Origin of the sequence: Kribbella sp. NPDC004536 (genome assembly GCF_042873835.1) — a bacterium.
Lineage (GTDB): Bacteria > Actinomycetota > Actinomycetes > Propionibacteriales > Kribbellaceae > Kribbella.
Window position 1 is genome coordinate 66,675 of sequence record NZ_JBIALY010000003.1, and the last position, 12,380, is coordinate 79,054.

12 protein-coding genes are annotated in these 12,380 nt (G+C 68.5%); 6 read left to right on the top strand and 6 right to left on the bottom strand.

Annotated elements, in window-relative coordinates; translation table 11 throughout:
• Window positions 1-2: 2 nt before the first annotated feature.
• Genes ACFYRU_RS25450 through ACFYRU_RS25460 form a run of 3 tightly spaced genes read left to right on the top strand, consistent with a single transcriptional unit; the run spans window position 3 to window position 3,284 of the window.
• Window positions 3-572 (top strand): YbjQ family protein, encoded by a 570-nt coding sequence (locus ACFYRU_RS25450; protein ID WP_387663056.1) that lies wholly within the window; start codon window positions 3-5, stop codon window positions 570-572.
• The gene (locus tag ACFYRU_RS25455) at window positions 562-1,911 is read left to right on the top strand and encodes a GH1 family beta-glucosidase (protein WP_387663058.1); all 1,350 of its coding nucleotides are present in this window, start codon (window positions 562-564) and stop codon (window positions 1,909-1,911) included. The genes ACFYRU_RS25450 and ACFYRU_RS25455 overlap by 11 nt, the downstream gene beginning before the upstream one ends.
• The gene (locus tag ACFYRU_RS25460) at window positions 1,908-3,284 is read left to right on the top strand and encodes an MFS transporter (protein WP_387663060.1); all 1,377 of its coding nucleotides are present in this window, start codon (window positions 1,908-1,910) and stop codon (window positions 3,282-3,284) included. Before ACFYRU_RS25455 ends, ACFYRU_RS25460 begins: the two co-directional genes overlap by 4 nt.
• A gap of 120 nt (window positions 3,285-3,404) precedes the next feature.
• On the opposite strand, the gene ACFYRU_RS25465 is transcribed toward ACFYRU_RS25460, so the two are convergent.
• The gene (locus tag ACFYRU_RS25465) at window positions 3,405-4,691 is read right to left on the bottom strand and encodes a winged helix-turn-helix domain-containing protein (RefSeq protein WP_387663062.1); all 1,287 of its coding nucleotides are present in this window, start codon (window positions 4,689-4,691) and stop codon (window positions 3,405-3,407) included.
• Window positions 4,692-4,721: 30 nt separating this feature from the next.
• On the opposite strand from ACFYRU_RS25465, the gene ACFYRU_RS25470 reads away from it, so the two are divergent.
• Window positions 4,722-5,162 (top strand): DUF6228 family protein, encoded by a 441-nt coding sequence (locus ACFYRU_RS25470; protein ID WP_387663064.1) that lies wholly within the window; start codon window positions 4,722-4,724, stop codon window positions 5,160-5,162.
• Here the strand turns inward: ACFYRU_RS25470 and ACFYRU_RS25475 are convergent.
• Genes ACFYRU_RS25475 through ACFYRU_RS25490 form a run of 4 tightly spaced genes read right to left on the bottom strand, consistent with a single transcriptional unit; the run spans window position 5,159 to window position 8,613 of the window.
• Complete coding sequence (locus tag ACFYRU_RS25475; RefSeq protein ID WP_387663066.1) at window positions 5,159-5,590, bottom strand: hypothetical protein; 432 nt, start codon at window positions 5,588-5,590, stop codon at window positions 5,159-5,161. The genes ACFYRU_RS25470 and ACFYRU_RS25475 overlap by 4 nt on opposite strands.
• Window positions 5,591-5,600: 10 nt before the next feature.
• On the bottom strand, window positions 5,601-7,109 hold the full coding sequence (locus ACFYRU_RS25480) for a tripartite tricarboxylate transporter permease (protein ID WP_387663068.1): 1,509 nt from the start codon (window positions 7,107-7,109) through the stop codon (window positions 5,601-5,603).
• On the bottom strand, window positions 7,109-7,609 hold the full coding sequence (locus tag ACFYRU_RS25485; RefSeq protein ID WP_387663070.1) for a tripartite tricarboxylate transporter TctB family protein: 501 nt from the start codon (window positions 7,607-7,609) through the stop codon (window positions 7,109-7,111). Before ACFYRU_RS25485 ends, ACFYRU_RS25480 begins: the two co-directional genes overlap by 1 nt.
• Window positions 7,606-8,613, bottom strand: coding sequence for a Bug family tripartite tricarboxylate transporter substrate binding protein (locus tag ACFYRU_RS25490; RefSeq protein ID WP_387663072.1), 1,008 nt, complete (start codon window positions 8,611-8,613; stop codon window positions 7,606-7,608). Before ACFYRU_RS25490 ends, ACFYRU_RS25485 begins: the two co-directional genes overlap by 4 nt.
• 179 nt (window positions 8,614-8,792) lie before the next feature.
• Here ACFYRU_RS25490 and ACFYRU_RS25495 point away from each other — a divergent pair, with 179 nt between their 5' ends.
• Both ACFYRU_RS25495 and ACFYRU_RS25500 read left to right on the top strand, forming a co-directional pair.
• Entirely contained in the window at window positions 8,793-10,412 is a 1,620-nt protein-coding gene (locus ACFYRU_RS25495) for an ATP-binding protein (RefSeq protein WP_387663074.1), read from the top strand.
• Window positions 10,409-11,074 carry a response regulator gene (locus ACFYRU_RS25500; RefSeq protein WP_387663076.1) on the top strand — a complete coding sequence of 222 codons (666 nt, stop codon included), beginning with the start codon at window positions 10,409-10,411 and terminating at the stop codon, window positions 11,072-11,074. Before ACFYRU_RS25495 ends, ACFYRU_RS25500 begins: the two co-directional genes overlap by 4 nt.
• Before the next feature lie 453 nt (window positions 11,075-11,527).
• Here ACFYRU_RS25500 and ACFYRU_RS25505 read toward each other — a convergent pair whose 3' ends face one another.
• Entirely contained in the window at window positions 11,528-12,337 is an 810-nt protein-coding gene (locus ACFYRU_RS25505) for a hypothetical protein (protein WP_387663078.1), read from the bottom strand.
• Window positions 12,338-12,380: the final 43 nt, after the last annotated feature.

Genomic DNA, 12,380 nt, shown 5'->3' on the forward strand with positions numbered 1-12,380 from the left:
GCATGACACAGAACTTTCCTCCGAACCAGCCGTATCCGCCGCAGCAGCCGGGCTACCAGCCAGGTCCGCCTCCCGGGTACCAGGGCCCGCCGCCTGGGTACCAGCAGGGGCCGCCGCCCGGGTACCAGCAGGGTGGATACCAGCAGCCGGCGCCGTCGAACGTGCCGCATGTCGCGCCGCAGGGTTCGCCGTACCCGGTGCTGGTCTCGACGATGAACGACCTGCCCGGGTACACCGCGGACACCGTTTTCGGCGAGGTGTTCGGGCTGACGGTACGGAGCCGGGACTTCGGATCGAACTTCACCGCGAGCTTCCGGTCGCTCGGCGGTGGCGAGGTGCCGGAGTACACCCAGATGCTGGCCGAGTCGCGGCACGTCGCGGTGATGCGGATGTGCCAGATGGCGCAGCAGATGGGCGCGAACGCGATCCTCGCGATGCGGTTCGACTGCAACGAGATCGCCCAGACGATGAGCGAGGTTGCCGCGTACGGTACGGCGGTCGTCGTCCGCAAGGTCGAGCCGCCGCGGGTCCAGGACTCAACCCCTGATGAGGATGATGCGAATGACGGCTGACCTGATCTTTCCGCCCGGATTCAGGTGGGGGGTGTCGACGTCGGCGTACCAGATCGAGGGTGCCGTGGCCGCGGACGGCCGCGGCCCCTCCAGCTGGGACACGTTCTGCGCCGAGCCCGGCAAGATCCTGAACGGCGACACCGGTGCGGTCGCGTGCGACCACTACCACCGGTACGCCGAGGACGTCGCGCTGATGCGGGAACTGGGCGTGGACACGTACCGGTTCTCGTTCGCGTGGCCGCGGATCCAGCCGTCCGGGAGCGGACCGGGGAACGCGGCCGGCCTGGACTTCTACGACCGGCTGATCGACACGCTGCTCGGCGCCGGGATCCAGCCGGCGCCGACGCTGTACCACTGGGACACCCCGCAGCCGCTCGAGGACGCCGGCGGCTGGCTGAACCGCGACATCACCGAACGGTTCGCGGAGTACGCGGCGCTGCTGGGTGCGCATTTCGCCGATCGGGTGCCGTTGTGGATCACGATCAACGAGCCGATGGTGCTGACGTTGATGGGGTACTCGCTGGGTGCCCATGCCCCGGGCAAGCAACTGCTCTTCGACGCGCTTCCGGTCGCGCATCATCAGCTGCTCGCGCACGGGCGCGCAGTGCAGGCGCTGCGGGCGGCCGGTGCCGCGTCTGTCGGTATCGCCTCCAACCACGCGCCGACCTGGCCGGCCAGTGACAGTCCTGAGGATGTCGAGGCAGCGGGGCTGTACGACAACCTGATCAACTGGATGTTCGCCGATCCGATCATCCGCGGTGAGTATCCGGCGGGGATCGGCGACGGGATGCCCGGCCCGGTCGCGGACGATCTCGCGATCATCTCGACGCCGTTGGACTTCTTCGGCATCAACCACTACGCGCCGGTCTCCGTCGGCGTCGCGACCGGCTCCGGCGACACCGCGGCGACCGACGGGGTGCAGCTGCCGCCCGGTCTGCCGTTCGAGCCGCGGACGCTGGCCGGCTACCCGACGACGGACTTCGGCTGGCCGATCGTGCCGGACGCGTTCGGGGAGACGTTGCGGATCTTCCGGGACCGGTACGGCGACAAGCTGCCGCCGATCTACATCACCGAGAACGGCTGCGCGATCAACGACGGAGTGTCCGACCAGCGGCGGATCGACTTCCTGGACGGGTATCTGCGCTCGCTGAAGGCGGCGATGGACGACGGGATCGACGTCCGCGGGTACTTCCAGTGGTCGCTGCTCGACAACTTCGAGTGGGCGGCCGGGTACTCGCAACGCTTCGGCCTCGTCCACGTCGACTTCGAAACCCTCGAACGCACCCCGAAGGAGTCCTACTTCTGGCTCCAGTCCCTGATAGCCCAGAACCGCCGATGATTCCCGAGGGGGGAGACCCGCCGGGCCTGACCGAGCCGAGCCCACCCGGCGACGCGCACCCCACCACCCGCCCCGAGGCCCCGGGCGGCTCGCGCCCGACCGCGGGTGCCGAGGCGCCGGGCCACCCGCGCCCCACCCCGCCCGGCGGGGTGGCGGCTGCCTTCGCGGAGCCTGTTGTTCGGGTGGGCGGTGGGTGGACTGCCGCTGTGGTGCTGGCGAACATCGGGGTGTTTGCTGCTTGGCTTGGGCCTATTCAGGTGTTGCTGGCGAAGCAGTCGGAGGCGGTTGCGCCGGGCAACAAGGAGTTCGTGTTCGGGTTGGTGACGGGCGTCGGGGCGGCTGTGTCGGTGGTCGCGAACCCGGCGTTCGGGGCGATCTCGGACCGGACGGCCTCGCGGCTCGGTCGGCGGGTGCCGTGGGTGCTCGCCGGTGCCGTTGGTGGCGCCATCGGTCTGGGAATCCTGTCGGGCGCCCGGATGATCGCGTTGATGCTCATCGGCTGGTGCCTGATGCAACTGTTCGGCAACGCGCTCCTCGCAGCAGCAACGGCCGTAATCCCTGACCGAGTGCCAGTAGCTCAACGGGGCGTCGTCGGCGGCTGGGTCGCCATCTCTCAAGTACTCGGCGCCCTCGTGGGCACGGCCCTCGCGGCAGCGTTCGACAACTACACCCTCGGCTACGTCGCCTGCGCGGCATTCCTGCTGCTGTCGGTCGTCCCGTACGTCCTACGCAGCCACGACCAACCGTTGCTCGAGCGGCCGCCGTTCGTACTGCGTGACTTCGTGACGAGCTTCTGGATCAGCCCGCGCCGCTACCCCGACTTCGGATGGGCCTGGCTGACGCGGTTCCTGTTCAACGTCGGCAACGCACTCGGCACGCTGTACCTCTTCTACTACCTGCAGGACGAGGTAGGAATCACCGACCCCGACACCGGCGTACTCATCCTGACCGCGATCTACAGCGTCTGCGTCCTCACCACCGCGATCAGCTTCGGCCGCTGGTCGGACCGCTCGGCCCGCCGCAAGATCTTCGTCACCGCCTCCGGCTGGGTGATGGCGGCGGCCGGCGTGATCCTCGCCTTCTGGCCGACCTGGCCGGGCGCGATCACCGGCGCGATCGTGCTCGGCGCCGGGTTCGGCGTCTACCTGTCGGTCGACTTCGCCCTGCTCACCGAAGTACTCCCGAACGCCCGCGACCGCGCCAAGGACCTCGGCGTCATCAACATCGCCAACTCCCTCCCACAGGTCCTCGCACCGGTCATCGCCGCCCCCATCGTCAAACACCTCGGCGGCTACCCGGTCCTCTACCTCCTCGCCTCCGTCGTCACCGTCCTGGCCGGCGTACTCGTCACCCGAGTCCGGTCCGTCTCCTAGCCGCCGCGACGCGTACCGAGCAACGGGTAGAGGTACCCCTCCGCCGCCAACCTCACCCCCACCCCACGCCCGCCGAAACCGCCCGCACCCCACCACTACCCGTCCATCGGTACGCCATGTTCAGACGTGTTGTGTGAGGGACTTGGCGGCGGGGGAGGTGGCGGTGATCCGGATGTGGTCGAGCGCCAGCCAGGTGACCAGTTGGCGGAGTTCGGCGGCCAGGGGTTCGACGAAGTCGGCGCCGTTGGGCTCGGGGGTGAGGGTTGGTACGACCAATGCTGAGTTCTGGCGGTCTGCCTTGAGGTCTACCCGGGCTACCAGGCGGTCGCCGAGGAGGAACGGCAGGACGTAGTAGCCGTGGATGCGTTGCGGTGCGGGGGTGTAGATGCTGATCCGGTAGAAGAAGTCGAACAGGCGGTGCGTGCGGTCGCGGTTCCAGATCAGCGGGTCGAACGGCGAGAGCAACGCCCGCGCGTCGACGGGTTGGTCTTCGGCTTCGTGCCAGCGGTACGCCTGTTGTTTCACGTCCTCGACGCGGACCGGGATCAGTTCGCCGGAGTCGACCAGTTCGCCGATCACCTCGCGGCCGGTTGCTGCGGGCAACGGAAAGTGCGCCTGGCCGCTGCCCCCGCAGAGCTCCCGGAGCGTACCGATGCCGAGACCGCGGGCGGCGATCCGCACCAGTTCGCGCCGCGCCTCGTCGGCGGTCGGCTCGGGTGCCTCGAGAACGTCGGCCGGCAGCACCCGCTCCGTCAGGTCGTAGACCCGCTCGAAGTGCCGGCGCCCCGCGATCGTCACCAGGCCCGCGCAGAACAGATACTCGATTGCGATCTTCGCGTCCTGCCAGTTCCACATCTTGCCGGTGGTCGGATCGGGATCCGGGTCGGTGCGCTTGCGCCGTACGCCGTCCGGGCTGGCCTCGCCCGCGGTCAGCGGTCCCTGCTCCGTGACCAGCCGGAGCACCTCGTCGACGTACCCGGGTCGCTCGGCCGTCAGCCGGCGCATGCCCGCGACCACCGACCACGGCGCGGTCACCTCCGGGCTGAGTTCGTCGGCCCATACCTGCCGCTCCGCCGCACGCATCCGCCAGCGCATCAGGGGGTAGTTCTCGAGCGGGATCAGCGCGGCCTTGTGTCCCCAGAAGTACTCGAACAGCTCCCGCTCCGCGCCCCAGCTCAGCTCGTCGAGCATCGCCCGCGGATAGTTGCCGACCCGCGAATACACCGGCAGATAATGCGACCGGCACAACACGTTCACCGAGTCCAATTGCAGTACGCCGGCCTGCCGGATCGCCCGCCGTACCGCCCGCACATCAACCCGCCGCGGCCGCCCGCCCCCGAACCCCTGCGCCCCCAGAGCAATCCGCCGCGCAACCCCCGTCGAGACCTCGTCGCCCACGGCAGCCATAATCCCCACTTATAGCGCAACACTGGGCTCATGCAGTCAGTCACGATCGGAACAGCCCGGGAACACCTCCGCCTCACGGCGGTCCGCTGGCCGTCGGACAAGGCGCCGGAGTACGTCTCGAGGGAGAAGCGCCGCTACCTGAATGCCGAGATCCGGATGCGGGAACTGACCGCGTCCGCTCGGCTCGACCTCTGGTCCAACTACTCCGGCCTTGCGCAGTTCTTCGACCAGGTCGTGACGAACTGGCCCCAGTGGGAGAACTCCTCGGCGACCTGGGGAAAGAGCAGTGCACTCCAACTCGAGATCTATCGTGGGCCCAGACCTGCCCTCGGTCCGGATCATCTGGTCCTCTGGATGAAACTGCAGGACGGTGGCATGCGCCGACGGCTTTGGAGGGTCGAGACCTCGATCGACGTCTCGCCTGACGAGCTCTCCTCCTTCGCGCGCGACCTGCATCGGCTGACCGACTAGGACGTCATGACCGTGCGAAGGACCTCGAAATCTGCGTATTCGAGGGGGACCAAGCCGCGGCGGAGTTGGTAGCCCCAGTTGGGGGTTTGTGTCAGTGCTAGGTCGACGTCGCGGATCGCGGCGCGGTGTACCGGGAAGAACTCGATGCGCCGGCGCCAGGGCTGGACGATGCCGCGGTCGCCCATCGACATCGGTTCCGCCTGGTACGGCTCGTCGTCCGCGACCACTCCGAGCGCGGTGAACGCCCGCAGCGGGCGCTTCTCGAGGTATCGCTCGGTCGGGGAGTAGATGGCGAACCCGTCGCCGCGATGCAGGCGCGCGACGCCGTACCGCTTGCCGTGGTTGAGCTGGATGAAGCCTTCGGATACGGCGCGCTGGGTGTGCTCCGCGGAGACCACACCCAGCCAGGCCCTGTGTACGTCGTTCATGAACCTACTGTCAGCCCGAAACTATGACATCTTTCGTCATAATTCTCCGCCGGAGTTTCGCGATCAGCGGCCAGCCGATCATCAGCAGGATCACCACGTAGATCACGTACGCGACCGGCCCGCCGACCAGCCCGGAGACCTCGCCGTTCGACAGTTGCAGCGCCATCCGGGCCTGCCGTTCGGCGATCGGGCCGAGGATCACGCCGATGATCAGCGGGAGTACCGGCAGCCCGAAGCGGCGCATCCCGAACCCGAGCAGGCCGAGCAGCAGGAGCAGCAGCAGGTCGAGCGGCTGCGCGTTCACGGCGTACGCACCCATCGAGGCGAAGAAGATGATCCCGGCGTACAGGTACGGGCGCGGGATCTGCAGGAGCTTCGCCCACGCCGGCGCCAGCGGCAGGTTGAGCAGCAGCAGGAACAGGTTGCCGACGAACAGGCTCGCGATCAGCGCCCACACCAGCTTCGGCTCGCGCTGGAACAGCAGCGGTCCGGGCTGGATGCCGTACGACGTGAACGCGGCCAGCATCACGGCCGCCGTCGCGTTCGTTGGCAGGCCCAACGCCAGCATCGGTACGAGCGTCCCGGCCGCGGATGCGTTGTTCGCCGCCTCCGGTCCGGCGACGCCCTCGATCGCGCCGTGGCCGAACTCCTCCGGGTGCTTGGACAACTTCTTCTCGGTCGCGTACGACAGGAACGTCGGGATCTCGGCGCCGCCGGCCGGCAGCGCACCGATCGGGAACCCGTAGGCCGTACCGCGCAGCCACGGTTTCCAGGACCGCCGCCAGTCCGACTTGCCCATCCACGGGCGGCCGACCGGGATGACCGTACCCGGGTTCCGGCGCAGGTGTGCCGCCACCCAGAGCGCCTCGCCGACGGCGAAGATGCCGACGGCAACCACGACGACATCGATGCCGTCAGCAAGCTGTGGGATGCCGAGCGTGAGCCGTTGCTGGCCGGTCACCTTGTCGATCCCGACCAGCCCGATCACCAGTCCGAGCAGCAGCGCGGCGAAACCGCGGATCCGCGAGGACCCCAGTACCGACGTCGCGCCCGCGAACGCGAGCAACATGATCGCCAGGTAGTCCGGCGCGCCCAGGCTGATCGCGAACTTCACCACCTGCGGCGCGACCAGCACCAGCAGCAAGGTCCCGATCGTGCCGGCGACGAACGATCCGATCGCCGCGGTCGCCAGCGCCTGCGCGGCCCGTCCGGCCCGGGCCATCTTGTTGCCCTCGATCGCCGTCACCACCGATGACGACTCGCCGGGCGTGTTCAGCAGGATCGACGTGGTGGAGCCGCCGTACATGCCGCCGTAGAAGATGCCGGCGAACATGATGAACGCCTGCACCGGTTCCAGCCCGTACGTGATCGGCAGCAGCAGCGCGACCGTCATCGCCGGACCGATCCCGGGCAGCACGCCGACCGCCGTACCGACTGTCACACCGAGCAGCGCGAGCAGCAGGTTCACCGGCGCGAGGACGTCGCCGAACCCGTTCAGCAGGTTCATCAGGTTGTCCATCAGAGAATCCCTTGCAGTACGCCGGCCGGCAGGCCGACCCCGAGCCCGATCGCGAACCCGTAGAACGTGATCAGCGACAGCGCGACCGCGATCACCAGGTTGCGGACGTGGTGCCGGCTGCCGAGCGCGAACGCCGAACCCCAGAACAGCAACGTCCCGCTGATCACCCAGCCGAGCGGCTCGATCGTCACCAGGTTGACGACGAACGCGGCGATCAGCAGCAGTACGGTGCGCCAGTCGACCTTGGACGTCACGTCGACGTCCTCGCCTTCCTCGGCTGCACCGGTACCGCCGCGCGCGACATCCAGGGCGTACACGGCGGCGACCACCAGCAGCAGTACGCCGAGCACGATCGGGACCGGCTTCGGGCCGATCGGATCGTTGCTGGTGGCAATGTGCTGGAGCCGGGCGGCGTCGACGATCACCAGGACGCCGACCGCCGCCAGGAACCCACACACTCCGTACTGCGCTGCGTCCCGCCGCGTGGTACCGGCGGTCATGCCGCCAATCCGAGCTTGGTCAGGATGTCGGCGACGGCCTTGTCCTGGTCGGTGAGGAACTTGCCGAACTCGTCACCGGTGACGAACGCGTCGGTCCAGCCGTGCTTCTGCAGCTGCGCCTTCCACTCCGCGGACTCGTGCATCTTGGTCAGCGCGTCGATCCAGACCTTCTTGTCCGCGTCGTTGATCCCGGGCGGCGCGACGATCCCACGCCAGTTCGTGAACACCAGGTCGATCCCGGAGCTCTTCAGCGTCGGTACGTCCTTCAGCGCGTCGATCGGCTGCTCGCTGCTCACCGCGAGGACCCGGACCTGGCCGCTCTCGACCTGGTCGAGGAACTCGCCGAACCCGCTGGTGCCGAACGCGATCTTGCTGCCCAGCAGCGCGGGCAGCAGCTCGCCGCCGCCGTCGTACGAGACGAAGTTCACGTTCTTCGGGTCGATGCCGACCGCCTGCGCGAGCTGCATCGGCAGCAGGTGATCCGGGCCGCCCGGCGACGAACCGCCGCCGACCGCCATCCCCTTCGGGTTCGCCTTCCAGGCGGTGACCAGGTCCTGGATGGTCTTGTACGGCGAGTTCTTCGGCACCACGATCGCGCCGGCCTCCTCGATCATCTTCGCGATCGGGGTGGTCTGGGTGAGGGTCGCCTTGGACTTCGACGTGTAGGTGGCACCCACGACGCCGAGGCCCATCTGCATGGCGAGCTTGCCGTTGCCCTTCTCGTTCACGATCCGCTGCAGGCCGACCGTGCCGCCGGCGCCGGGCAGGTTGAACACCTGCACGCCGGTCGCGATCTTCGCGTCCTCCATCGCCTTCGCGGCGGTCCGCGCGGTGGTGTCGTACCCGCCGCCGGCCGTGTTCGGCACCATCAGCCGCAGCCCGGTGGCAGGCTTCCCGCTGTCCTGTGTTGTGCTGTCCGACTTGTTCGCCGTCGCACCACAGGCGGTGAAGCCGAGTACGGCAACCAGGGCCGTCGTCACTGTCAGCAATCGCCTGGACCTCATCTTGGCGGATTCCTTTCGCGAGGAGTTCAGGTGGCGACGATCGTGGGCCTCCAGCGGGCTGTACGTCTGCGTTGTGGCCGCAGCGGTGGTTGAGTTCATTGTGGTCACGGGCCGAACCTGGCTGAAGTGTGGCACTCCGGCGCCGGACCGGTGATCATGCGGTGCGGAAAGAGGTGACCATGAACGTACGACTGCGGAGCCGGCCAACGTTGGCCGGCCAGCTGCTGGTGCTGCAGTTGGCGATCGTGGTCGTCGTACTCGTCGCTGTTGCCGCTGTGTCGCTTGCTCAGTCCGCGGCGACGTTCAACCGGGTCGAAGGGCGGCGGGTGACGCTGCTCGCCGAACAGTTGTCGTCCAGTCCGGCGTTGCGGTTCAACATCCGGAACCCGGCGCCGGCCGAAACGCTGGCGCCGACGCTGCAGACGAGCCTCGCGCAGTCCGGCGTCAGTTCGATCACGGTCGCGGACGCCGACGGAAAGGTGATCGCGGCAACCAATCCGACGTTGATCGGGACCGTGCTCACGTTGGGTGTGCCCGAGGTTGCCCACGGTCGTGGGTGGTCCGGTCAGCTGGGCGGTGAACTGGTCGCGCAGGTCCCGGTGCTGAGCGACAGCCGGGACACGCTCGGCGATCAGATCGGTACGGTGATGGTGGGCGAGCATTCTCCGTCCGTACTGCAGCGGCTCCGCGGCGCCTCGTCGTACCTGGCGATCTATCTCGGGATCGCCTGCGTACTCGGGCTGCTCGGGTCCTGGCTGCTCGCCCGCCGGATCAAACGCCAGACGCTCGGACTCGAGCCGCGGGAGATCGCCGGCCTGGCCGAACACCGCGAAGCCATGCTCTACGGGCTGGCCGAAGGAGTCGTTGCCCTCGACCCCCATTCGCGCGTGACGCTGGTGAACGACGTCGGCCGTAAGCTGCTCGACCTGCCGTCGGACGCGGTCGGGAAATCGCTTCGCGAACTGGGCATCGAGGGCCGGCTGCGCGAGGTGCTGTCCGGCGAGGACGAGTCGCTCGACGCGGTCGTCGTACGGCGCGGCCGGGTGCTGGTGATGAACCGGATGAACGTACAGAAGGACGGCCGGTCACTCGGATCCGTGACCACGTTGCGGGACCGCACCGAACTCGCGCAGCTGGAACGGGAACTCGGGTCGTTCCGGTCGTCGGCGGAACTGTTGCGCGCGCAGACGCACGAGTTCGCGAACCAGCTGCACACGATCTCCGGGCTGATCCAGATCGGGGAGTACGACGAGGTGGTCACGTACGTCGGCGCGCTCAACCGCTATCGTGAATCGCTCGACCTGACCGTGACCCGGCGGGTCCACGACACCACGGTCGCCGCCCTGCTGATGGCGAAGTCCTCGCTCGCTGCCGAACGCCGCGTCGAGCTCCGGGTGTCCGAGCGGACCACCCTGCTCCGGCTCGACCCGTCGCTGTCCGCGGACATCGCGACCGTCCTCGGCAACCTCGTCGACAACGCCGTCGACGCCGCCGCCCAGTCCGGTACGCCGCTGACGCCCGCGTGGGTCGAGGTCGAACTCCGGCAGGACGCGGCCTCGGTGGAGATCGTCGTACGCGACTCCGGACCGGGAGTCGCGCCGGAGCTGGCGCAGGAGGTGTTCGCGCACGGGTTCACCACCAAGGCCGCGGCCGAAGGCGAACGTGGGATCGGTCTCGCGATGACCCGGATGGTCTGCCGCCGTCGCGGCGGCGAGGTCGCCGTCACCAACCTGGCCGAAGGCGGCGCCGCGTTCATCGCCCGGATGTCCACCCAGCGCACACCGGAAGGAGCCCGATGATCAAGGTCCTGGTCGTCGACGACGACTTCATGGTGGCCCGCATCCACCGCGGCTTCGTCGACCGCGTCGACGGCTTCGAGGTCGTCGGTACGGCGAACTCCGGCGACCAGGCCGTTGCCGCGCTGGAGTCGCTGGCGCCTGAGCTGGTACTGCTGGACCTGTACCTGCCGGACGTGTTCGGGCTGGACCTGATCGCCCGGCTGCGCGCCGTACAACCGTCGGTCGACATCCTCGTCATCACCGCTGCTCGTGAGGCGGAAGCTGTTCGGGGTGCTGTTCGGCAAGGGGTTGTCAACTATCTGCTGAAACCGTTTGGTTTCGAGGATCTGCGGGTGCGGTTGCAGGAGTACGCCCGGCGCCGGGCCAGCATCCCCGCGCAGGTGACCTCCCAGGCCGATGTCGACCGGGTACTCGCCCCCGCTCGTCCTGTCGTCAACCGCCTGCCTAAGGGCCTGTCCCAAGAAACCACCGACCTGGTCACCACGGCCCTCCGCAACACCCCCGAAAACCTCTCCGCCGCCGAATGCGCCGAACTCGTCGGCATCTCCCGCGTCAGCGCCCGCCGCTACCTGGAATTCCTCACCACCCAAGGCCAAGCCGAAGTAACCCTCCGCTACGGCACCACCGGCCGCCCCGAACGCCGCTACACCTGGCGAACCTAGAAGAACCCGTCGACCCCCCGCGTGCTCCGCAGGCACTCCGGTCGCTCCGCTCCCTCCCGCACCCGCCCCACACACCCCACCCACCCCGGGCTACCGCCCGGATCATCAGTTTCCGGCTGCCGCCGGCGGGTTGCGGAGGTGGTCAGCCCCTCGCGTGCTCCGCAGGTGCTCCGGTCGCTGCGCTCCCTCCCGCACCTGCTCCACACACCCCACCCACCCCCGGGCTGGCGCCCGGATCATCAGTTTCCGGCTGCCGCCGGGAGTTTCCGGCTTGCGCCGGGGGTTGCCGGCTTGCGCCGCCGGTTGCGAGCTGCCGCTCGCGGACGAGTGCCTGGCGGGTGCGGATCGTGAAGCGGCGCGTGGTGGGTGGCGGAGGTGATCAGCCCCATCCGACCGCCAGGTGAGCCCAGCCGGTGCACCGGCTGTCCTGTCTGTCGGCTGGGCTGCTGGTCTTCAGGCGGGGGTGATCGTCGGGATGAGAACGAGTAGGCCTTCGGGGAGGGTGTCGGCCCAGGCGGCGAGTTCGGGGGCGACGCGAACGGGTTCGGCTCTGGCGAATGGTTGGCCTTGGGGATCGGAGTTGCCGGTGCCGAAGACTTCCAAGCGCCACTCCTGGAAATGCGCATGGAGTACGTCGCGGACCTCGTCCAGTTGGGCGCGGGTGAAGCGGCTTCGGACTACGCAGAGCTGATCCGGGAGGCTCGGGGACAGCCGGCGGGTGACCGCTTCGACGTCGGTGGCCGCTACGACGAGTACTTGCTGGTCTTCCGAGGGGCGGAAGATCGCCCGATGGACCATCGCCCCGGACGATTCCAGGTCACGGATGTCCAGATCCAGATCCGAGACATCGCTATGTGGCCAGCCCTCGTACCAAACCACGTTCTGTGGCCAGCCCCCGGGAGGTGGCGGGCATGGTGGGTGGGTCCTGTCCGCACATGGCCGTGAAGGAGGGCCTTCCGGAGTCTGTGTCTCGACCTCGATGCTTTCGTCACCGAGCCGTACTTGCTGACCGGGTGCGGGGGCATGCCACCGCCCGACCACCGTGATGTAGCCCGGGACCTGATTCGGGCCGAACTCGGAGGGGACGGCGGCTGCGTCGGCACCGATCAGGCGGATCGACAGGTCCGACTTCCAGCCGGGCGGTTTGATCATCAGATCGTGGACGCGTTGCAGGTCGAGCCAGTCGCCGTCCGGACCGGAGACGAACCGGCCGGAGGTGCGGACTGTGTCGCCCGGCTGAAAAACCAAGTCCCTGGCCGCCATGCATCCATGATGACCTTCCGATGACGCTGGCTTGTGCGCTCTG

Bases quoted from the DNA above. Each gene is read 5' to 3' on its own strand.
- ACFYRU_RS25480 (WP_387663068.1), bottom strand. From the start codon at position 7,109: ATGGACAACCTGATGAACCTGCTGAACGGGTTCGGCGACGTCCTCGCG.
- ACFYRU_RS25475 (WP_387663066.1), bottom strand. From the start codon at position 5,590: ATGAACGACGTACACAGGGCCTGGCTGGGTGTGGTCTCCGCGGAGCAC.
- ACFYRU_RS25460 (WP_387663060.1), top strand. From the start codon at position 1,908: ATGATTCCCGAGGGGGGAGACCCGCCGGGCCTGACCGAGCCGAGCCCA.
- ACFYRU_RS25500 (WP_387663076.1), top strand. From the start codon at position 10,409: ATGATCAAGGTCCTGGTCGTCGACGACGACTTCATGGTGGCCCGCATC.
- ACFYRU_RS25455 (WP_387663058.1), top strand. From the start codon at position 562: ATGACGGCTGACCTGATCTTTCCGCCCGGATTCAGGTGGGGGGTGTCG.
- ACFYRU_RS25465 (WP_387663062.1), bottom strand. From the start codon at position 4,691: ATGGCTGCCGTGGGCGACGAGGTCTCGACGGGGGTTGCGCGGCGGATT.
- ACFYRU_RS25505 (WP_387663078.1), bottom strand. From the start codon at position 12,337: ATGGCGGCCAGGGACTTGGTTTTTCAGCCGGGCGACACAGTCCGCACC.
- ACFYRU_RS25450 (WP_387663056.1), top strand. From the start codon at position 3: ATGACACAGAACTTTCCTCCGAACCAGCCGTATCCGCCGCAGCAGCCG.
- ACFYRU_RS25495 (WP_387663074.1), top strand. From the start codon at position 8,793: ATGAACGTACGACTGCGGAGCCGGCCAACGTTGGCCGGCCAGCTGCTG.
- ACFYRU_RS25470 (WP_387663064.1), top strand. From the start codon at position 4,722: ATGCAGTCAGTCACGATCGGAACAGCCCGGGAACACCTCCGCCTCACG.
- ACFYRU_RS25485 (WP_387663070.1), bottom strand. From the start codon at position 7,609: ATGACCGCCGGTACCACGCGGCGGGACGCAGCGCAGTACGGAGTGTGT.
- ACFYRU_RS25490 (WP_387663072.1), bottom strand. From the start codon at position 8,613: ATGAGGTCCAGGCGATTGCTGACAGTGACGACGGCCCTGGTTGCCGTA.